Source organism: Paraconexibacter sp. (genome assembly GCF_041602235.1).
Taxonomy (GTDB): domain Bacteria; phylum Actinomycetota; class Thermoleophilia; order Solirubrobacterales; family Solirubrobacteraceae; genus Paraconexibacter.
Genome location: NZ_JBFIGP010000015.1, coordinates 1 through 17,604 on the forward strand (window position 1 = coordinate 1; position 17,604 = coordinate 17,604).

Sequence of the window (17,604 nt, forward strand, 5' to 3'; positions counted from 1 at the left end):
CACCCGGCCAGGGAGTCGATGCGGCGGCCGCCTCAGATCCACCGCGAGCGTCGCAGGAGCCAGTAGATCGTTCCGGCTATCGCGATCATCAGGGCGATCGCGAACGGGTACCCGAGCCGCCAGTCCAGCTCCGGCATGTGCGTGAAGTTCATCCCGTAGACCGAAGCGACGAACGTCGGCACCGCGACGAGCGCGGCCCACCCGGTGACCCTGCGCACGGCGTCGTTCTGCCGGTTGGCGATGAGCGCGATGTTGGCCTGCATCGCCGCGACGAGCTGCTCCCGCGAGTCGGCGGCCTCCTCCTCGATCCGCCGGACGTGGTCCAGCACGTCGCGGAAGTACGGCGCCAGCCCGTCGACGCCGGGCAGGAGGCCCTGCGCCGCCTGGTCCAGCGGGGCGAGCAGCGGATGCAGCGCCCGTCGCAGATCGCTCAGCTCGCGCTTGAGGAAGTAGATGCGGGCGGTCTGGTCGGGCGGGTTCGTCCCCACCGCGAAGACCTGGGCCTCGACCTCCTCGACGTCGTTCTCCAGCCCGCGGACGACGGGCTCGTAGTCGTCGACGACACGATCGATGACGCCCCACAGCACGGCCCCCGGGCCCTGCGCCAGCAGGTCGGGGCGCCCTTCCAGGCGCTGGCGCGTGCCGCGCAGCGACGAGGCGCGACCCTCGCGGACGACGACGACGAACCGGGGGCCGGCGAAGACGTTGATCTCCCCGAACTCGACCTCCTCACGCTCGTCGTCGTAGATCGCGGTGCGCAGGACGAGGAACTGGTGGTCCTCGTACGGCTCGAGCTTGGGCCGCTCGTGGCGGCAGCGCGTGTCCTCGATGGCGAGCTCGTGCAGCCCGAAGAGCCGCTGGGCCTCGCGCAGCTCATCGTCGGTCGGGTCCGACAGACCCAGCCACACGAACCCGTGCTCCTCGTTCAGGCAGTGGGTGATCGCACCCGTCGGCAACGTGCCTTCCTGCTGACGGACGCCGTCCACGTAGTACGCGCAATCGACGATCACCCATGCGCGTTCGCTGACGCCGCGCCCGTTCCTGCTCCCGCAGTGAGCGGCTCAGACGGTCGCGCCGACGGCGGACGCCATCGACGTGAACGGCACGAGCCCGTCGACCGACCCCGTCAGGGGATCGACCGCGTGCTCGGGATGGGGCATCAGGCCGAAGACGTTGCCGGCCTCGTTCGTCACGCCGGCGATGTCGCGCAGGGAGCCGTTGGGGTTCTGCCCGGGCGCGTAGCGCAGCAGCACCTGGCCGTTCGCCTCCATGGCGTCGAGCTGGTCCTCGGGCGCGTAGTAGCGGCCCGTGGTGTGCTTGATCGGGATCGACAGCGTCGACTGCCCGTCGGGCGTGGCGCTCGTGAAGATGGTGTCGGTGCGCTCCACGGTCAGGTCGACCTGACGGAAGATGAAGCGGCGCCCCGTGTTGGGCAGCAGCGCACCCGGCAGCAGGCCCGCCTCACAGAGGATCTGGAAGCCGTTGCAGATCCCGAGGACCGGACCGCCCTCGCGGGCGAACGCGATGACCTCCGTCATCACCGGCGCGAAGCGGGCGATCGCCCCGACCCGCAGGTAGTCCCCGTAGGAGAAGCCGCCGGGGACCACGACCGCGTCGACACCCTGCAGGTCGTGGTCGCCGTGCCAGAGCAGCACGGCCTCGGCGCCGTCGACCCGGGCGCAGGCGTCGCGGGCGTCGAAGTCGTCGCAGGTGCCCGGGAAGCGGACGACGCCGAACTTCACGACGCGGCGCCCGCCGGGTCGACCGAGACGATCTCGTAGTCCTCGATCAGCGTGTTCGCCAGCAGCTTCTGGCAGAGGGCGTCGAGCTGCGACTCGTCCTCGATCTCCAGCTCGACCATCCGGCCGACGCGAACCTCGCTGACGCCGCTGAAGCCCAGGGCGGGCAGCGCCTGCTCGACGGCGACGCCCTGCGGATCGAGGATCCCGGCCTTGGGCCGGATGAGCACGCGGGCCTTCATGCTGCCGTCCTCTGCAGCCAGGCGTCGAACGGCTCGCCGGTGATCTTCTCGTAGGCCTCGACGTACTTCGCGCGAGTCTCGGCCACCACCTCGGCGGGGATCTCCGGCGCGGGAGGTGTCTTGTCCCAGCCGGTGCCCGACGCCCAGTCGCGCACGTACTGCTTGTCGAAGCTCGGCTGCCCGTGCCCGACCTCGAACCCGTCGGCGGGCCAGTAGCGCGAGGAGTCCGGGGTGAGGACCTCGTCACCGACCGTCAGCGCGCCGTCGGCGTCCACGCCGAACTCGAACTTCGTGTCGGCCAGGATCACGCCGCGCGTCGCCGACAGCTCGGCGGCCGCGCTGTACAGCGCGATCGACAGCTCGCGGACGCGCTGGGCGAGGTCGGCGTCGCCGATCGCGGCGGCGGCCTGGTCGAAGTCGATCGCCTCGTCGTGATCCCCGATGTCCGCCTTCGTCGACGGCGTGAAGAGCGGCTCCGGGAACTTCTCGGACTCCTGCAGGCCGGGCGGCAGCTCGATGCCGCTGATCTTGCCGGTCGCCAGGTAGTCCTTCCAGCCCGAGCCGGTGATGTGCCCGCGGACGATCGCCTCGACCGGCAGCATCTTCAGCTTCTTCACCACGACCGCCCGGCCGCGCACCTCGGCGGGCACGCCATCGGTGTACGAGATGACGTGATTGGGGCAGATCGACGCGGTCTGCTCGAACCAGAACGCCGAGAGGCCGGTCAGGACCTTGCCCTTGTCCGGGATCGGGTTCGGGTGGATGACGTCGTAGGTGGAGATGCGATCGGAGGCGACCAGCAGCACGCGGTCGTCCCCCAGGTCGTACATCTCGCGGACCTTGCCGCGGTGCAGGAGGGGAAGGTCGGCAACGGAGGGAGTGCTCACGCGGGCCGATGCTAGCGGAGCTTCCGGCCGCGCTCCCCGTGGCTGCCACGGTCCCTACCCTGCCCCCCATGCGCGCCGCCACCCACTCGGGTTCCTTCCACGCCGACGAGGTCTTCGCGATCGCCGTCCTGGGCCTGGTCCACGACGACCTCGACGTGGTGCGCACCCGGGACAAGGAGGTTCTCGCCGCGGCAGACCTGCGCGTCGACGTCGGCCACGCCTTCGACCCCGCCACCGGCGACTTCGACCACCACCAGCGCGGCGGCGCGGGAGCGCGACCCAACGGCATCCGCTACGCCTCCTTCGGGCTGGTGTGGCGCGAGTACGGCGAGCGGGCGTGCGGTGACGACGCGGAGGTCGCAGCACTCGTCGACGAGTCCCTGGTCCAGGGCGTCGACGCCAACGACACCGGCCAGACGATCGCCACGCCGCTGGTGGACAACGTCGCGGCGATGAGCGTCAGCGGGGTCATCGGCGGCTTCAACCCGACGTGGGAGGAGCCCGACGACGACGCCACCATCGACGCGCGGTTCGCGCGGGCGGTCGACCTGGCCCGCGGCATCCTGCAGCGCGAGATCGCGGGGGCGGCCGCCACGGCACGCGCCCAGCGCATCGTCGCCGAGGCGGTCACCACGAGCAGCGATCCACGCGTCGTCGAGCTGGACCGGAGCCTGCCGTGGCACCGCGCCGTTCACGCGCACGCGCCCGAGGCGCTCTACGTGGTCCTGCCGAAGTCCTCCGGCTGGGGCGTCCAGGCGGTCCCCGCGGTGCTCGGCCAGTTCGCCAACCGCAGGGACCTTCCCGAGGCCTGGGCGGGGCTCGAGGGCACTGCCCTGCAGGAGGTCACGGGCGTGCCGGACGCGGCCTTCTGCCACTCCGGGCGCTTCCTCGCCGTGGCCCGCAGCCGCGAGGGCGCGATGGCCCTCGCGCGGCTCGCGCTGGCCTGACCCACGCGGCGCCCGTCACGACGGCGGGCTCCCGACCGCAATTCTGTTCCACGCCGGGGGCGAACCCCGCTATGTTCGGCCCAGGAGCCGCCCAACGGGAGAGCGGCCGACCGGGAGGGATTCTCATGGCGTCCAGGACGACCCTCGCGACAGCCATGGCGCTGGCCGTGAGCCTTCTCTGCGCGACCGGAGCGCACGCGGACTCCGCGGCGCTCACCGTGACCGATGCCTCGGGGAAGTCCGACCCGGCCGCCGAGATCGGCCGGACCTTCACCGTCGCGGGGACCGCGACCACCCCGAAGCGCGTCTTCGCGAGCTACCGCCCGACCGGCGGTGCCGCGTGCGCGCCGTCCGCGGCGACCGACTCGGGGACGGCTCCGCGGTACCTGCCCTACGGCGAGGAGGTCGACGGCGCCTTCGCGATCAAGTACACGGGCATCTGGCCGGAGGCCGGGACCTTCCTCTTCTGCATCTGGGTGGCCGACTCGTCGACCACGCCCGTGACCCCGATCAGCCAGACGATCACGTTCCGGGCCCCGACCGCCTCGATCTCCGCGGTGGTCGCGCCGGCGACCCCGACGGTCGACCAGGAGACCACGGCGACCGTGAGCGGAGCCTCCGAGGCGCCGAAGGCCGTGTTCGCGACCTATCGCCCATCGGGTGGCGCCGCCTGCGCGCCGACCGCGGAGTCCGACAGCGGGCGCGCGCTCCCGGGCGTGTACGGCGTCGACGTCAACGGCGCGTTCAGGGTCAGCACGCGGTTCACGCCGAGCGACCCCGGCGACTACGTCATCTGCGTCTGGGTGGCGGACTACTCGGGTGACCCGTCCCCGGTGGCCGGGCCGCAGGCGTTCCCGTACTCCGTCGTGGCTCCACCGCCTCCGTGCATCGTGCCGACGATCGCCGCGGGGACCCCGCTGGCCACGGCGCTGACCGGCCTCCTCGCGGCCCACTGCACCGCGGGGCGCCAGATCTACACGGCATCGCGCCGCTACGCCCGTGGGAGCCTGGTCAAGCTCCGCACCCCGGCGGGCACATCACTGCCCAACGGCGGGGCGGTCGATCTGCTCATCTCCAGCGGCTCGCCGTGCGTCGTCCCGAGCTCGCGCAAGGCGATCACCCTCCGGAGCGCGCGGTCGCGGCTGCGGTCGGCCGGCTGCACGGCAGGCAAGGTCCGGCGGGTCCGCAGCGGTCGCAGGCGTGGTCGGCTCGTGCGCTTCTCCCCGGCGGCCGGACGCAAGCTCTCCCCGCGTGCGAAGGTCACGATCTACCTGTCGCGCGGGCGCTGACCACGGTGGCACGACGTCGCGAATCCGACCGCTGGCGGATCAAGCCCCGGACCAAGCTCGACCTCTCCCGCATCGACACGCGCTCGACCGCGGGCGCCCCCGGCGACAAGCAGCAGACCAAGGACGCGTCCGCGGTGCTGCGGGCGCGACTCGCCCAGCTCCAGGCGCGCCTGTACGCCGAGGGGGAGCAGTCGCTGCTGCTGGTGCTCCAGGCGATGGATGCGGGCGGCAAGGACGGCACCGTCCGCTCGGTGTTCGCGGGAGTCAACCCGCAGGGGGTCCGGGTCGTCTCGTTCAAGGCTCCGAGCCAGGAGGAGCTGGCCCACGACTTCCTGTGGCGCATCCACGCCCAGGCCCCGCACCACGGGGAGATCGCCGTGTTCAACCGCAGCCACTACGAGGACGTGCTGGTCGTCCGCGTCCACAGCCTGGTGCCGGAGGAGATCTGGCGGCCGCGGTATCAGCGCATCCGGGCCTTCGAGGACCTGCTGACCGTCGCGAACACGAAGATCGTCAAGGTCATGCTGCACATCTCCAAGGAGGAGCAGCGCGAGCGCCTGCAGGAGCGCGTCGACGACCCGGTGAAGCGCTGGAAGTTCAACGCGGGAGACCTCGAGGAGCGCAGGTACTGGGACGACTACCAGGCGGCCTTCACGGAGGCGATCGCCCGGACCACCACCCACGCCTGCCCGTGGTACGTGGTCCCGGGGGACCGCAACTGGTACCGCGACTGGGCGGTCCTGACGATCCTCGTGGACACGCTCGAGCGCATGGATCCTCGGTTCCCGGCCGCCGCGGAGGGCGTCGTGGGGACCATCGTCGAGTAATTCCGCGGACACCGCTCCACTCCACGGTCTGCTGGGTTGCGAGGTGCATGAGACCGAAAATCTCCCCAAGCAGAACCGCAACCATCATCACCGCGGCGCTCATCGCCGCGCCCGTCGCGATCGCCGCGCCGATCGACATCGGGGAGCGCAACCCCGCCGGCGGGGCGGACGCTGCCGCCGAGACCCAGATCATCGCCAAGACCGGTCTCGGGACCTACGGCACGCGCCAGTCCAACAAGGGCACCGGCGGCGGCGCCATCTACGGCTGTCGCACATCGCTGGACACCCGCGGCGTCGGCAACCCCGACCTCTCCACCCCCTGCATCCGCGTCAACAACCTGACCGGCGGCAAGGCGTTCGACTTCGTCTTCGACACCGGCCCGATCGGCGGCATCATCCAGGCCGGCAACAGCATCACGACGCCGAAGCCGAACGCCGCACCGTTCGTCACCAACGCCAACGCGGTCGCGCTGGGACTCAACGCCGATCGCGTCGACGGCAAGCACGCGTCGGAGCTCATCAGCGAGGCGCGTGCCACCGCGGGCCTCAACGCCGAGAAGGTGAGCGGCCTGACCGCCGCGCAGATCATCAGCAGCGCGCAGACCGGCGGCGGGTCGTGTGCCGCCGACCAGGTCGTGGCCGGGGACGCGTGCATCGAGAAGGCGCCGCGTGCCGCAGCCACGTTCGCCGATGCGTCGGCGGCCTGCGGCGCGGCAGGCCGGCACTTGCCGACCGCCAGTGAGCTCATGTTCGCGCGGACGCTCGAGGGCATCGACCTGGGCACGGGCGAGATGGCCTCCGACCTGTCCGTCCGTCAGGACCTGCCCCTGCCCGATCCGCTGGGGAGCATCACCTCGGCGACGGTGAACGCCACGGTCGCGGACGACGGCACCCTCGGCACCTCGCCGGTGGCGACGCCGATCGCCTACCGCTGCGCGCAGGGCTGACCCGCGCACGCATCGCCCGGCGTCGTCAGAGGATGGCGCCGGGCGTGTAGGCCGCCGCGTCCGGGTACCGCGCGACGACCTCCTCGATGCGCGCCAGGACGGCGCGCGTCTGCGCGACGGCCGCACCCGTGAACGCGAGCGGGTCGGCGACGGCGGACGACAGCGCCTCGTGGGACATCCCCAGGCGCTCGTCGCCGGCCAGGCGATCCAGCAGCGCGTTCTCCGCCGTGCCCTCCTCGCGCATCGACAGGGCGACACCCACGGCGTGCTCCTTGATGGCCTCGTGGGCGGCCTCCCGGCCGACCCCGGCCCGTACCGCGGCCATCAGCACCTTCGTGGTGGCGAGGAACGGCAGGTAGCGGTCGAGCTCGCGGGCGACGACCGCCGGGAACGCGCCGAACTCGTCGAGCACGGTCATGAAGGTCTCGAACAGGCCGTCGGTCGCGAAGAACGCGTCGGGGAGCGCCACCCGGCGGACGACCGAGCACGAGACGTCTCCCTCGTTCCACTGGTCGCCGGCGAGCTCGCTGACCATCGAGAGGTGCCCTCGCAGGATCACCGCCAGACCGTTGACGCGCTCGCACGAGCGGGTGTTCATCTTGTGCGGCATCGCGGAGGACCCGACCTGCCCGGGCTGGAAGCCCTCGGTCACCAGCTCGTTGCCCGCCATCAGGCGCACCGTGGTGGCGAGGTTCGACGGCGCGGAGACGACCTGCACGAGGCAGGACACGACGTCGAAGTCCAAGGAGCGCGGGTAGACCTGTCCGACGCTCGTGAGCACCCGGTCGAACCCGAGGTGCGCGGCGACGCGCTCCTCGAGCTGCGCCAGCTTGTCCTCGTCGCCGTCGAGCAGATCGAGCTGATCCTGCGCCGTGCCGACCGGGCCCTTGATGCCACGCAGCGGGTAGCGCCGCAGCAGGTCCTCGAGCCGGTCCAGGGCGACGAGCAGCTCGTCCGCCACGGTGGCGAACCGCTTGCCGAGCGTCGTGGCCTGCGCGGGGACGTTGTGCGACCGACCGGCCATCACGAGGGCCTCGTGCTCGGCGGCCAGGCTCCCGAGGCGTCGGAGCGTCGCGACCACGCGGTCCCGCACGATCTCCAGTGAGGCCCGGACCTGCAGCTGCTCGACGTTCTCGGTCAGGTCGCGCGAGGTCATCCCCTTGTGGATGTGCTCGTGGCCCGCGAGCGCGCTGAACTCCTCGATGCGCGCCTTGACGTCGTGGCGGGTGACCCGCTCCCGGTCGGCGATCGAGGCGAGATCGACCCGGTCGACCACCGCCTCGTACGCCTCGATGACTCCGTCCGGCACGTCGATGCCCAGGTCACGCTGCGCGCGCAGGACGGCGATCCAGAGGCGTCGCTCGAGCACCACCTTGTGCTCGGGCGACCAGGTCTCCGCGATGGCCGCCGACGCGTAGCGGCCGGCGAGGACGTTGGGGACGGAGGCCATCGGCCCTAGGCCGAGAGGATCCGCAGCGCCAGGTGCGCGGCGTTGCGCGGGTTGTCCAGACCCACGGAGGCGACGGGCACGCCGGGCGGCATCTGGACGACCGAGAGGATCGCGTCCAGGCCGCCCGCGGCGCTCAGCGAGGAGGACAGCGGCACGCCGATCACCGGCAGGTCGGTGTGGGCGGCGGCGACCCCGGGCAGCGCGGCGGACAGTCCGGCCCCCGCGATGATGACCCGCAGACCGCGCAGGCGCGCGTTCTTGCAGTAGTCGGCGACCGTCTCCGGATCGCGATGGGCGGACATGACCCGGATCTCGAAGCCGACGCCCGCGTCCTTGAGGACGGCGCCGGCCTTCTCCATCGTCGGCAGGTCCGATTTCGACCCCATGATGATGCCGACGCGGGGCTCGCCGATATCGAGGTCGTCGAACGCCGTCTCGGGCTCGGTGGTCGTGGTCTGCTCGGGCTGCTCGGTCATGGTGCTGTCGTTCGCTCCACGGCTCGCAGGGCGATGTCGGATCGCTGCTGCTTGCCCTCGAAGGTGATCTGGTCAGCGGCAGCGTACGCGGCTGCTCGCGCGGACGCCGGGTCGGGCCCCAGGGCCGTGACGTTCAGGACCCTCCCTCCGGCGGTCACGATGCCCGCGTCGGAGGCCCTCGTGCCGGCGTGGGTGATCTCGACGTCCGGTGGGACGTCGCCCAGCCCGTCGATGACGTCGCCCGTCCGCGGGGCGTCCGGATAGCCGGCGCTGGCCAGGACGAGCGTCACCGCCCAGCCGTCGTCCCACACCAGCTCCGCGTCGGCGAGTCCACCCCGTTGCGTCGCCTGGTGCAGATGCGCCAGGAGATCGGAGCGCAGCCGCGGGAGCACGGCCTGGGTCTCCGGGTCGCCGAACCGGGTGTTGAACTCCAGCACCTTCGGTCCGGCCGCCGTCAGCATGAGTCCCGCGTAGAGCACGCCGTGGAACGGGGTGCCGCGCCGCGCGAGCTCGTCCACGACGGGCTGGTGCACCGTGGCGACGATCTGATCGAGCAGCGCCCGGTCGACACCGGCGACCGGCGAGTACGAGCCCATGCCGCCCGTGTTGGGACCCTCGTCGCCGTCGAAGATCCGCTTGTAGTCCTGGGCCGGGGCCATCGCCACGGCGCGCTCGCCGTCGCAGAGGGCCAGCAGCGACAGCTCTTCCCCGTCGAGGAACTCCTCCACCACCACGCGCCCGGCGCCGAACCGCCGCTCGACGAGGAACACCTCGAGTGCCCCTCGTGCCGCCGCCTCGTCGGGCGCGATGACCACGCCCTTGCCGGCGGCCAGGCCATCGAACTTCAGGACGGTCGGGTAGCCGGTGATCGCGGCCATCCCGGCCTCGACGTCGTCGACGGACGCCCACGCGGCGGTCGGGACCCCGGCCGCCTCCATGACCTCCTTGGCGTACTCCTTGGAGCCCTCCAGCCGCGCCGCGGCCGCGACCGGCCCGAACGCCCGCCGGCCCGCGGCGGCGAGCGCGTCGACCAACCCGGCCACGAGCGGGACCTCCGGTCCGATGACCACGAGGTCCACGTCGTGCGCCTGCGCCGCGGCGACGAGGGCGTCCGTGTCCGTGACGGCGATGTCCAGCAGGCGGGCGTCGGCCGCGATCCCGGGGTTGCCCGGCGCGCAGAGCAGCTCAGGACGCTGCGGGGACCGGGCCAGGGCGCGCACGATGGCGTGCTCGCGCCCACCCGCTCCGACGACGAGGACCTTCAACGGATGTCCCGTGCCCTACAGGCTGGCGATGAAGTCGTCGATCGGGATCGCCGGCAGCGTCTCGTACCGAGCCGTGCCGCGCGAGCCGAGCTCGAGGCTCACCCGTGCCATCGTCTGCTCGTCGGGCGCCTCGACGATGTTGATGAAGTCGTAGCGGCCGAGGGTCGACCACTGGGCCGTGACCTTGGCGCCGAGCTGCGCGACCTCGTTGTTGACTTCGCGGATGCGCTGCGGGTTGTTCTTGACCGTCTGCACCCCTTCGGGCGTGAGGGTCGAGAGCATGATGTACGTGGGCAAGGTGGACCTCCGTCGTATGCGCCGCGAGGGACGTAGCGCTTGGGGCTCGGACACCGCTCGTTCTACCCGATCGGCGTGTTCCGTGTCTCCGAGTGGCCGAATTGTGGCTACCGTAGCGCCACCGCGTGCCGATATCGGAGGAACATGACCGTGCGTCCCACCACCATCACCGCCATCGCGCTCGGCGCGCTCGTGGCCCTGCCCTCCTCCGCGAACGCGATCCCGAGGGTCCAGGTCGACCGTGACTGCTACCTCGACACGGTGATCAAGAAGAAGCGCGTCGCGACGCCCGTCACGCTGTCGGGCAACGGCTTCACCCCCGGCGCCCAGTTCCAGGTCAGCCTCGACGGCCAGCCGCTGCCCAACGGAACCGGCACCATGGACGCGTTCGGCGCGCTGTCGGGCAAGTTCACCGCGACCCCGCTGGCGACCCTGAACAGCCGTCAGCGCAAGTGGAAGGTGCGGGTCGACGAGGGCGCCAACTCGGCCAGCACGTCGTTCTACACCAGCGACATCTTCGCCGACTTCTCGCCCTCCTCCGGCAACCCGGCGAAGCTCAAGGTGCGGTGGTCGGTCAACGGCTTCAAGCTCTCGCGGCCTGCCGGCGCCAAGAGCCCGTACGTCTACCTGCACTACATCCGGCCCAACGGCAAGCGCAAGCGGACCTACCGCCTCGGGCGGGCCACGGGGGCGTGCGGAGCGATCAAGCGCACGAAGAAGCGCCGGCTGTTCCCGTTCCGGGCCGAGCGCGGGCTCTGGAAGCTGCAGGTCGACACCAACCGGAAGTTCCGGCGCGGGACGTCGAAGTCGACCTTCACCTACTACACGGTCGGCGTCCGGATCCGGACCGCTCGCAAGTAGCCCTCAGGCTCCGGGACTGCGGGTGAACATCCGGGCGGCGACGGCGTCGACGAGCTTGGCCGGCCCGCGGGAGAGTGCCACGAGGATCCGGCTGCGATCGCGGGGCATGAGCCTCACGGCGTCGCGCTCGATCGCCTCGACGACCTTCGCGCCCCACGCCTCCGGGGTCTGACGCGGCCAGTCGGACGTGTCCATGTGACGGCCGTAGAGGTCGTCGGTCGTCGCGAGCATGTCGGTCGCGACCCCGGGCGTGACGAGATGCATCACGCTCACCCCGGTGCCGACGAGCTCCCGCCGCAGCGACTCGCTGAAGCCGACGACGCCGTGCTTGGACGCGGCGTAGGTCGAGGCGGCCGGCACGGCCGCGTAGCCGCTGATCGACGCGTTGTTGACGACCTTGCCGTGCCCGCGGGCGAGCATGGCCGGGAGGACGCGGTGCGTCAGGTGCACCAGGCCGACCAGGTTCGCCTGGAACATCGCGTAGATCTCGCCGAGGTCCTGCTCCTCGAGCAGGCCGCCCGTCACCTGGCCGGCGTTGTTGACCAGCAGGTCGAGCGCCCCCAGCTCGGCCGCGAGTGCGTCGCAGCACGCGTCGATCGCCTCTTGCGACCCGAGGTCCATCCGCACCGCCCGGATCTCCCGCGCCCGCACGCCCGGGTCCCCGGGGTGCAGCGGCGGACCGCCCGAAGGGTCGCGCATGCCGATCAGCAGCAGGTCGACGGGGCGCTCGGCGAGCGCCCGGGCAATGCCCAGGCCGATCCCGCGGCCCGCGCCGGTGACGAGGCAGGTCGTGCCGGTGAGATCCACCGACCGAGCCTAGCCGGACCGGGTGCCGGGCCTGCCAGGCCGGTCCGCGCCCTGCGGCCTGCGACGCCCGGGCCTGCACCGGCCGGGCGCCGCGGGCCCCGGGATCACGCGGTGACGACGGCGGCCCCGAGCACCAGTTCGCCGTCGACCGCGTCCACGGTCACGGTGTCGCCCTCCCGGTAGGTCCCCTCGAGGATCGCGAGGGCCAGGGGGTCGACCAGGCGCTTCTGGATCACGCGCTTCAGCGGGCGCGCTCCGTACGCCGGGTCGTGGCCGAGGTCGCCGAGCAGGACGCGGGCCTCGTCGGTGAGCTGCACCTCGATGCCGCGCTCCCGCACCCGGCCGACCAGGCGCTCGACCTGGATGTCGACGATCTGGCCGAGCTGCTCGCGGTCCAGCGCGTCGAACTCGACGATGTCGTCCAGCCGGTTGAGGAACTCGGGCTTGAAGGTCGCCTCCAGCGCGCCGCGGTAGCCCAGTGGCGAGCCGGCCCCGACGTTGGAGGTCAGGATCAGCACCACGTTCTTGAAGTCGACCGTGCGACCCTGGCCGTCGGTCAGCCGCCCGTCGTCCATCACCTGCAGCAGGGCGTTGAAGACGTCGGGGTGGGCCTTCTCGATCTCGTCGAGCAGGACGACGCTGTACGGACGCCGGCGAACGGCCTCGGTGAGCTGGCCGCCCTCGTCGTACCCGACGTAGCCGGGAGGCGCGCCGACGAGCCGCGACACGGAGTGCTTCTCCATGTACTCCGACATGTCGATGCGGATCATCGCGTCCTGGCTGTCGAACATCTGCTCCGCCAGCGCGCGGGCCAGCTCGGTCTTGCCGACACCGGTCGGCCCCATGAACAGGAACGTGCCGATCGGGCGGTCGGGGTCCTGCAGCCCGGCGCGCGAGCGCCGGATCGCCGCCGCGACGGCGGACACGGCCTCGTCCTGGCCGACGACGCGCTCGTGCAGGCGCGCCTCCATGTGGACGAGCTTGTCGACCTCGCCCTCCAGCAGGCGGCTGACCGGGATGCCGGTCCAGCGGCCGACGACCTCGGCGATGTCCTCGGCGTCGACCTCGCGCTTGAAGAAGCGGTTGGCCGGCGCGTCGTCGCGCTCGGCGGCCGCCTCGGCTTCCGCCAGGCGGCGACGGAGGTCCGGCAGCTCCCCGTGGCGCAGCTTCGCCGCGGTCTCGAGGTCGGCCTCGCGTTCGGCGCGCGTCAGCTCGGTCTCGACCTCGCCGATGCGCTGGATGATCTCCGACACGCCAGCGGCCGCGTCCTTCTCGCGCTGCCACTCGGCGGTCATCGCGTTCAGCTGCTCCTCGAGGTCGGCCATGTCGCGCTGCAGCGCGGCGAGCCGCTCCCGCGACGCGTCGTCCTTCTCCTTCTCGAGCGAGGTCTGCTCGATCTGCAGCTGCAGGATCCGGCGCTTGACCTCGTCGATCTCGGTGGGGACCGAGTCGATCTCGATCTTCAGCCGCGACGCCGACTCGTCGATCAGGTCGATCGCCTTGTCGGGCAGGAAGCGGTCGGCGATGTAGCGGTGCGACAGGGTCGCCGCGGCGATCACGGCGGAGTCCTGGATCGCGACGCCGTGGTGCTGCTCGTAGCGCTCCTTGAGCCCGCGCAGGATGGCGATCGCGTCCTCGACCGACGGCTCGCCGACCATCACCGGCTGGAAGCGGCGCTCGAGCGCGGCGTCCTTCTCGATGTGCTTGCGGTACTCGTCGAGCGTCGTGGCCCCGACGGCGCGGAGCTCGCCGCGGGCGAGCATCGGCTTGAGCAGGTTGGCCGCGTCGACCGCGCCCTCCGCCGCGCCGGCCCCGACGATCGTGTGCAGCTCGTCGAGGAAGAGGATGATCTGGCCGCGCGCCTCCTGGACCTCCTTGAGGACGGCCTTCAGCCGGTCCTCGAACTCGCCCCGGTACTTCGCGCCGGCGATCAGCGAGCCGATGTCGAGGCTGACGACGCGGCGGTCGCGCAGGGACTCGGGGACGTCCTCGGACACGATGCGCTGGGCCAGGCCCTCAGCGATCGCCGTCTTGCCGACGCCCGGCTCACCGATGAGGACGGGGTTGTTCTTCGTGCGGCGCGAGAGCACCTGGATGACGCGGCGGATCTCGTCGTCGCGGCCGATGACCGGGTCGAGCTCGCCGCGCTCGGCGCGCTCCGTGAGGTCGATGCCGAACCGCTTGAGCGCCTCGTACTTGTCCTCGGGGTTCTGGTCGGTCACGCGGTGCGGGCCGCGGACCTCGCCGATCGCCGGGGCGAGCCGCTCCTTGGTGGCGCCGGCGGCGCGCAGCGCCTCGCCGGCCTTCGAGTTGTGTCCGGCGAGCGAGAGCAGGATGTGCTCGGTCGAGACGTACTCGTCACCGAGCTCACGCATCTCGTGCTCGGCGGCGCGCAGGACCTGCAACAGCTCGGAGGCCGGCCCCGACACCTCACCGCCCTCAGCGAGCTGCGGCAGGGCGTCGATGGCCGCCGTCGTCTGCTCGCGGATCGCCGCCATGTCGACACCGAGCTTGGTGAGGACGCTGGGGACGATGCCGTTCTGCTGGTCGACCAGCGCGAGGAGCAGGTGCTCGGGGGTGGCCTGCGGATTGCGACGGGTCTCGGCGAGCCCGAGCGCGTCGCGTACGGCTTCCTGGGTGAGGGTGGTGAAACGATCGGGCTGCATGTGGGACGTTCCGTTCTCCGATGGGGGCGGGAAGAGGGGGAAATCTAAGTCTGCCTGACTAAGATAATGGCAGGTCGACACCTTCGGCTCAAGCCGTCGGCCGGGGCGGCCCCGCGAGATGCCCCACCACTGCCTCCGCGTCTGGTTCAAGAATCCGGCGCCACGGGTATCCAGCGAGCCATGAACCCTTCGGAGACGCCGGAACAGCACGACGAGAAGTCCCCGCACGACGGCACGGAGCCCGAGCCCCTGGGCCCGGCGACCCCGGACGACCAGTCCCCGGCCGGCGACACCCCCGAGGTCCACGACGACCTGACCGCCCACGATCTGCGGCCGGGCACCGAGGCCCGCAAGGCCGTCGAGGAGTCGGTGGGTGAGGACGGCGCGATGCGGGGGAACCAGTGAGATGACGCGCCGCGTCCTCATCCTGCGGCAGCCGCTGCGGCGCCGGCCGTTCGGCGAGCGGCCGCACTCCGCCAGCCACGCCGAGCGACGCGACCGGATGCCGCTGACCGCTCCGCCGTACGCACCCCTGACCACCCGCCGCGGAGCACCGCACTGAGCACCGGAGGGACTCCCGGCGTCGGGGCCGGTCAGTCGCGTTCGATGCGGATGCGCCGGACCGGCGGCCTGACGTCCTGCGCGCGGACCACGTCGGTCCCCGGACGCTCGTAGCGCACGATCTCCGCGCGAACCTTCTCGCGCACGGCCTCGAGGGCCTGGATCTCCTTGGACAGCTCCGCGGCTCGCGCCTCGAGCTCCTCGACCTTGCGACGCGCGTTCTCGAGCGCCGTCTGCTTGCGGTCGAGCGCGTCCTCGAGCTCCATGACCTTCTCGACGCCGGCCAGGTTCAGACCGAACTCCGACGTCATGTGCTGGATCTTGCGCAGGCGCTCGACGTCCGCGTGGGAGTACAGGCGCGTGCCCTTGGGGGAGCGCTGCGGCTCGATCAGGCCACGCGCCTCGTACATCCGCAACGTCTGCGGGTGCATCTCGGCGAGCTCGGCCGCCACGGAGATCATGAAGACGCCGCGGTCGTCGGAGACCGTGACCCGCATGCTGCTGCGGCGGACCGAACGCCTGCCGCCGGGCTGCGGGTCCTCGATGCTCACGCCGTCGTGCTCCCACCCGGTGCGGTGCCGAAGAGCCGAGCGCGCGGATCGCCGTTCATCACGGACTGCAGCTTGGCGACCGCCTCGGACTGCTCCTCGGTGAGCGTGTCGGGCACGTCGATCACGAAGCGGTAGTGGATGTCTCCGCGCTGCGCACCGGACCCCGACCCGCCGAGCTTCGGCGGACCCTCACCGCGGAGCCGCTGGACCGTGCCGTGCTTCGTCCCGGCCGGGACCCGCAGCGTCTTGCGGCCCTTCAGCGTCGGCACCTCGACCTCGGCGCCGCGGATGGCCTCCGGGATGGTGAGCGGGACCTCCACCTCGAGGTTCGCGCCCTTGCGACGGAAGATCGGGGACTCCTCGACCCGGGTCACGACGTAGAGATCCCCGGGGGGACCGCCGTGACGCCCCGGCTCGCCCTTTCCGGCGAGCCGCACCCTCGAACCGTCGTGCACGCCCGCGGGGATGTTCACCCGGTACTTCTTGACGGTGCGGGTCTCGCCGCTGCCGCCGCAGGTCGGGCAGGGCTGCTCGATGATCGTTCCCGAGCCCTCGCAGCGACGGCACGGCTGCGAGATCGAGAAGAGCCCCTGGCCCTGGGCCTCGATACCGCGCCCCTGACACCGCGGACAGATCGACGGACTGGTGCCCGGCTTGGCGCCCTGACCGCGACACGTCCCGCAGGTCTGCGAGGTCGGCACCTGCAACGGGATCTGCGCGCCCTCGTTGGCCTGGTCGAACGTGATGCTGACGCTGGCCTCGAGATCCCGTCCGCGCTCGGGGCGCGGCGCCTGCGGCCCCCGCCCGCGGGGTCCCGCGGTGCCTCCCTGGCCTCCACCTCCGAAGATGTTGGAGAAGATGTCGGAGAACGAGCCCGCGTCGAAGCCGCCGGTGCCGCCGAACCCGCCGGGGCCGCCGCCCGGCCCGCCGCCGAACAGGCCGCCGCGGTCGTACTGCTTGCGCTTCTCAGGGTCACCGAGGACGTCGTACGCGGCCTGGACCTCCTTGAACTTCGCCTCCGCCGCCGCGTCGCCGGGGTTGCGGTCCGGGTGGTACTGGCGCACGAGCTTGCGGTGCGCCTTCTTGATCTCCTCGGCTGAGGCCTTCTTGTCGACGCCGAGCGTCTTGTAGAGGTCCGGACGGGCCATGGCTCGTGAGGCGCCCTACTGGGCGACGACGACCTTCGCTGCTCGGAGGACGTCATCCCCGAACCGGTAGCCGGCCGAATAGACCTCGACGATCACGCCCGACTCGACGCCCTCCGCGGGCGTCTGGGCCACGGCCTCGTGACGGTGCGGGTCGAACGGCTCGCCCGCGGGGGCGTCGGCGACGATGCCCACCCGCTCCAGCGACGCGATCAGCTCCTGCTGCACGAGTCGCAGGCCGCTCGTGATGTGGTCCTGCCCATCGCCCTCCGCAGCCTGGGCGGCGGCGAGCGCACGCTCGAGGTTGTCGAGCGCCGGCAGCAGCTCCTTCGCGAGCCGCGCGATCCCGCGCTTCTGGGAGACCTCGACGTCCCTGCGCGCGCGCTTGCGGACGTTCTCCAGCTCCGCGCGCTCACGGAGGTACAGGTCCTTGAAGTCCGGCTCCGCCGGGGGATCGGGCAGCGGGGCCGGGTCCTCGGGCTCGGCCTCCGGATGGGCGCTGACCGGCACGACGCCGTCGTGGTCCTCCGGTGGGTCCGGTGCCGTCACGGGCTCCTCGGCCGCAGCGGTGGGCACCGGCTCGCCGGCCTCCGGCGCGGGCTGGTCGCCCGCGCCGTCCTGCGGCGTGTGATCGGGGGCCGACACGA

The 17,604-nt window shown here is 71.9% G+C and carries 20 protein-coding genes; 7 read left to right on the forward strand and 13 right to left on the reverse strand.

What is annotated here, in order from left to right; genetic code table 11:
- Positions 1-32: 32 nt before the first annotated feature.
- The 4 genes from ABYE80_RS02290 to ABYE80_RS02305 are packed head-to-tail and all read right to left on the reverse strand — an operon-like array spanning position 33 to position 2,868.
- On the reverse strand, positions 33-1,010 hold the full coding sequence (locus ABYE80_RS02290) for a magnesium and cobalt transport protein CorA (RefSeq protein ID WP_372788350.1): 978 nt from the start codon (positions 1,008-1,010) through the stop codon (positions 33-35).
- 51 nt (positions 1,011-1,061) lie between these two features.
- A complete protein-coding gene (purQ, locus tag ABYE80_RS02295; protein WP_372788352.1) occupies positions 1,062-1,742 on the reverse strand; it encodes a phosphoribosylformylglycinamidine synthase subunit PurQ in 681 nt (226 codons plus the stop codon).
- A complete protein-coding gene (gene purS / locus ABYE80_RS02300) occupies positions 1,739-1,981 on the reverse strand; it encodes a phosphoribosylformylglycinamidine synthase subunit PurS (protein WP_372788355.1) in 243 nt (80 codons plus the stop codon). The genes purQ and purS overlap by 4 nt, the downstream gene beginning before the upstream one ends.
- The gene (locus tag ABYE80_RS02305; protein WP_372788356.1) at positions 1,978-2,868 is read right to left on the reverse strand and encodes a phosphoribosylaminoimidazolesuccinocarboxamide synthase; all 891 of its coding nucleotides are present in this window, start codon (positions 2,866-2,868) and stop codon (positions 1,978-1,980) included. The genes purS and ABYE80_RS02305 overlap by 4 nt, the downstream gene beginning before the upstream one ends.
- Before the next feature lie 68 nt (positions 2,869-2,936).
- Between ABYE80_RS02305 and ABYE80_RS02310 the strand changes: the two genes are divergently transcribed.
- The 4 genes from ABYE80_RS02310 to ABYE80_RS02325 all read left to right on the forward strand — a co-directional run bounded on the left by ABYE80_RS02310 (position 2,937) and on the right by ABYE80_RS02325 (position 6,878).
- A complete protein-coding gene (locus ABYE80_RS02310; protein WP_372788358.1) occupies positions 2,937-3,815 on the forward strand; it encodes an MYG1 family protein in 879 nt (292 codons plus the stop codon).
- A gap of 125 nt (positions 3,816-3,940) precedes the next feature.
- Positions 3,941-5,104: a hypothetical protein gene (locus ABYE80_RS02315; protein ID WP_372788359.1), complete on the forward strand. Its 1,164-nt coding sequence runs from the start codon at positions 3,941-3,943 to the stop codon at positions 5,102-5,104.
- Between the two features lie 5 nt (positions 5,105-5,109).
- Positions 5,110-5,931, forward strand: coding sequence for a PPK2 family polyphosphate kinase (locus ABYE80_RS02320; RefSeq protein WP_372788361.1), 822 nt, complete (start codon positions 5,110-5,112; stop codon positions 5,929-5,931).
- 47 nt (positions 5,932-5,978) lie between these two features.
- Positions 5,979-6,878: a hypothetical protein gene (locus ABYE80_RS02325; RefSeq protein WP_372788362.1), complete on the forward strand. Its 900-nt coding sequence runs from the start codon at positions 5,979-5,981 to the stop codon at positions 6,876-6,878.
- A gap of 25 nt (positions 6,879-6,903) precedes the next feature.
- Here ABYE80_RS02325 and purB read toward each other — a convergent pair whose 3' ends face one another.
- From purB to ABYE80_RS02345, 4 genes are read right to left on the reverse strand one after another with little or no spacing between them, the layout of a single operon-like run.
- Complete coding sequence (gene purB, locus ABYE80_RS02330) at positions 6,904-8,328, reverse strand: adenylosuccinate lyase (RefSeq protein WP_372788364.1); 1,425 nt, start codon at positions 8,326-8,328, stop codon at positions 6,904-6,906.
- Between the two features lie 5 nt (positions 8,329-8,333).
- On the reverse strand, positions 8,334-8,741 hold the full coding sequence (gene purE, locus ABYE80_RS02335) for a 5-(carboxyamino)imidazole ribonucleotide mutase (protein ID WP_372788392.1): 408 nt from the start codon (positions 8,739-8,741) through the stop codon (positions 8,334-8,336).
- Positions 8,742-8,800: 59 nt separating this feature from the next.
- Positions 8,801-10,069, reverse strand: a complete 1,269-nt coding sequence (gene purD, locus ABYE80_RS02340) for a phosphoribosylamine--glycine ligase (RefSeq protein WP_372788365.1) — start codon at positions 10,067-10,069, stop codon at positions 8,801-8,803.
- 15 nt (positions 10,070-10,084) lie between these two features.
- Complete coding sequence (locus tag ABYE80_RS02345; protein ID WP_107567381.1) at positions 10,085-10,366, reverse strand: GYD domain-containing protein; 282 nt, start codon at positions 10,364-10,366, stop codon at positions 10,085-10,087.
- 144 nt (positions 10,367-10,510) lie between these two features.
- On the opposite strand from ABYE80_RS02345, the gene ABYE80_RS02350 reads away from it, so the two are divergent.
- Entirely contained in the window at positions 10,511-11,227 is a 717-nt protein-coding gene (locus tag ABYE80_RS02350; protein WP_372788367.1) for a hypothetical protein, read from the forward strand.
- Between the two features lie 3 nt (positions 11,228-11,230).
- Here ABYE80_RS02350 and ABYE80_RS02355 read toward each other — a convergent pair whose 3' ends face one another.
- A complete protein-coding gene (locus ABYE80_RS02355) occupies positions 11,231-12,034 on the reverse strand; it encodes an SDR family NAD(P)-dependent oxidoreductase (RefSeq protein ID WP_372788369.1) in 804 nt (267 codons plus the stop codon).
- Between the two features lie 104 nt (positions 12,035-12,138).
- Entirely contained in the window at positions 12,139-14,700 is a 2,562-nt protein-coding gene (gene clpB, locus ABYE80_RS02360; RefSeq protein WP_372788370.1) for an ATP-dependent chaperone ClpB, read from the reverse strand.
- A gap of 180 nt (positions 14,701-14,880) precedes the next feature.
- Here clpB and ABYE80_RS02365 point away from each other — a divergent pair, with 180 nt between their 5' ends.
- Both ABYE80_RS02365 and ABYE80_RS02370 read left to right on the forward strand, forming a co-directional pair.
- Complete coding sequence (locus ABYE80_RS02365) at positions 14,881-15,105, forward strand: hypothetical protein (protein ID WP_372788372.1); 225 nt, start codon at positions 14,881-14,883, stop codon at positions 15,103-15,105.
- A 1-nt stretch (position 15,106) separates the two neighbouring features.
- Complete coding sequence (locus ABYE80_RS02370; protein WP_372788374.1) at positions 15,107-15,262, forward strand: hypothetical protein; 156 nt, start codon at positions 15,107-15,109, stop codon at positions 15,260-15,262.
- A gap of 31 nt (positions 15,263-15,293) precedes the next feature.
- On the opposite strand, the gene ABYE80_RS02375 is transcribed toward ABYE80_RS02370, so the two are convergent.
- Genes ABYE80_RS02375 through ABYE80_RS02385 form a run of 3 tightly spaced genes read right to left on the reverse strand, consistent with a single transcriptional unit; the run spans position 15,294 to position 17,602 of the window.
- Positions 15,294-15,812 carry a heat shock protein transcriptional repressor HspR gene (locus ABYE80_RS02375; protein WP_372788375.1) on the reverse strand — a complete coding sequence of 173 codons (519 nt, stop codon included), beginning with the start codon at positions 15,810-15,812 and terminating at the stop codon, positions 15,294-15,296.
- Positions 15,809-16,960 (reverse strand): molecular chaperone DnaJ, encoded by a 1,152-nt coding sequence (gene dnaJ / locus ABYE80_RS02380; protein WP_372788377.1) that lies wholly within the window; start codon positions 16,958-16,960, stop codon positions 15,809-15,811. Before dnaJ ends, ABYE80_RS02375 begins: the two co-directional genes overlap by 4 nt.
- Before the next feature lie 15 nt (positions 16,961-16,975).
- Positions 16,976-17,602 (reverse strand): nucleotide exchange factor GrpE, encoded by a 627-nt coding sequence (locus ABYE80_RS02385; protein ID WP_372788378.1) that lies wholly within the window; start codon positions 17,600-17,602, stop codon positions 16,976-16,978.
- Between the last annotated feature and the right edge of the window lie 2 nt (positions 17,603-17,604).

What these genes read in the sequence shown, in the direction of transcription:
- purS (WP_372788355.1), bottom strand. Translation starts at nt 1,981, where the DNA reads ATGAAGGCCCGCGTGCTCATCCGGCCCAAGGCCGGGATCCTCGATCCG.
- ABYE80_RS02350 (WP_372788367.1), top strand. Translation starts at nt 10,511, where the DNA reads ATGACCGTGCGTCCCACCACCATCACCGCCATCGCGCTCGGCGCGCTC.
- ABYE80_RS02310 (WP_372788358.1), top strand. Translation starts at nt 2,937, where the DNA reads ATGCGCGCCGCCACCCACTCGGGTTCCTTCCACGCCGACGAGGTCTTC.
- dnaJ (WP_372788377.1), bottom strand. Translation starts at nt 16,960, where the DNA reads ATGGCCCGTCCGGACCTCTACAAGACGCTCGGCGTCGACAAGAAGGCC.
- ABYE80_RS02315 (WP_372788359.1), top strand. Translation starts at nt 3,941, where the DNA reads ATGGCGTCCAGGACGACCCTCGCGACAGCCATGGCGCTGGCCGTGAGC.
- ABYE80_RS02325 (WP_372788362.1), top strand. Translation starts at nt 5,979, where the DNA reads ATGAGACCGAAAATCTCCCCAAGCAGAACCGCAACCATCATCACCGCG.
- purB (WP_372788364.1), bottom strand. Translation starts at nt 8,328, where the DNA reads ATGGCCTCCGTCCCCAACGTCCTCGCCGGCCGCTACGCGTCGGCGGCC.
- ABYE80_RS02365 (WP_372788372.1), top strand. Translation starts at nt 14,881, where the DNA reads ATGAACCCTTCGGAGACGCCGGAACAGCACGACGAGAAGTCCCCGCAC.
- clpB (WP_372788370.1), bottom strand. Translation starts at nt 14,700, where the DNA reads ATGCAGCCCGATCGTTTCACCACCCTCACCCAGGAAGCCGTACGCGAC.
- ABYE80_RS02370 (WP_372788374.1), top strand. Translation starts at nt 15,107, where the DNA reads ATGACGCGCCGCGTCCTCATCCTGCGGCAGCCGCTGCGGCGCCGGCCG.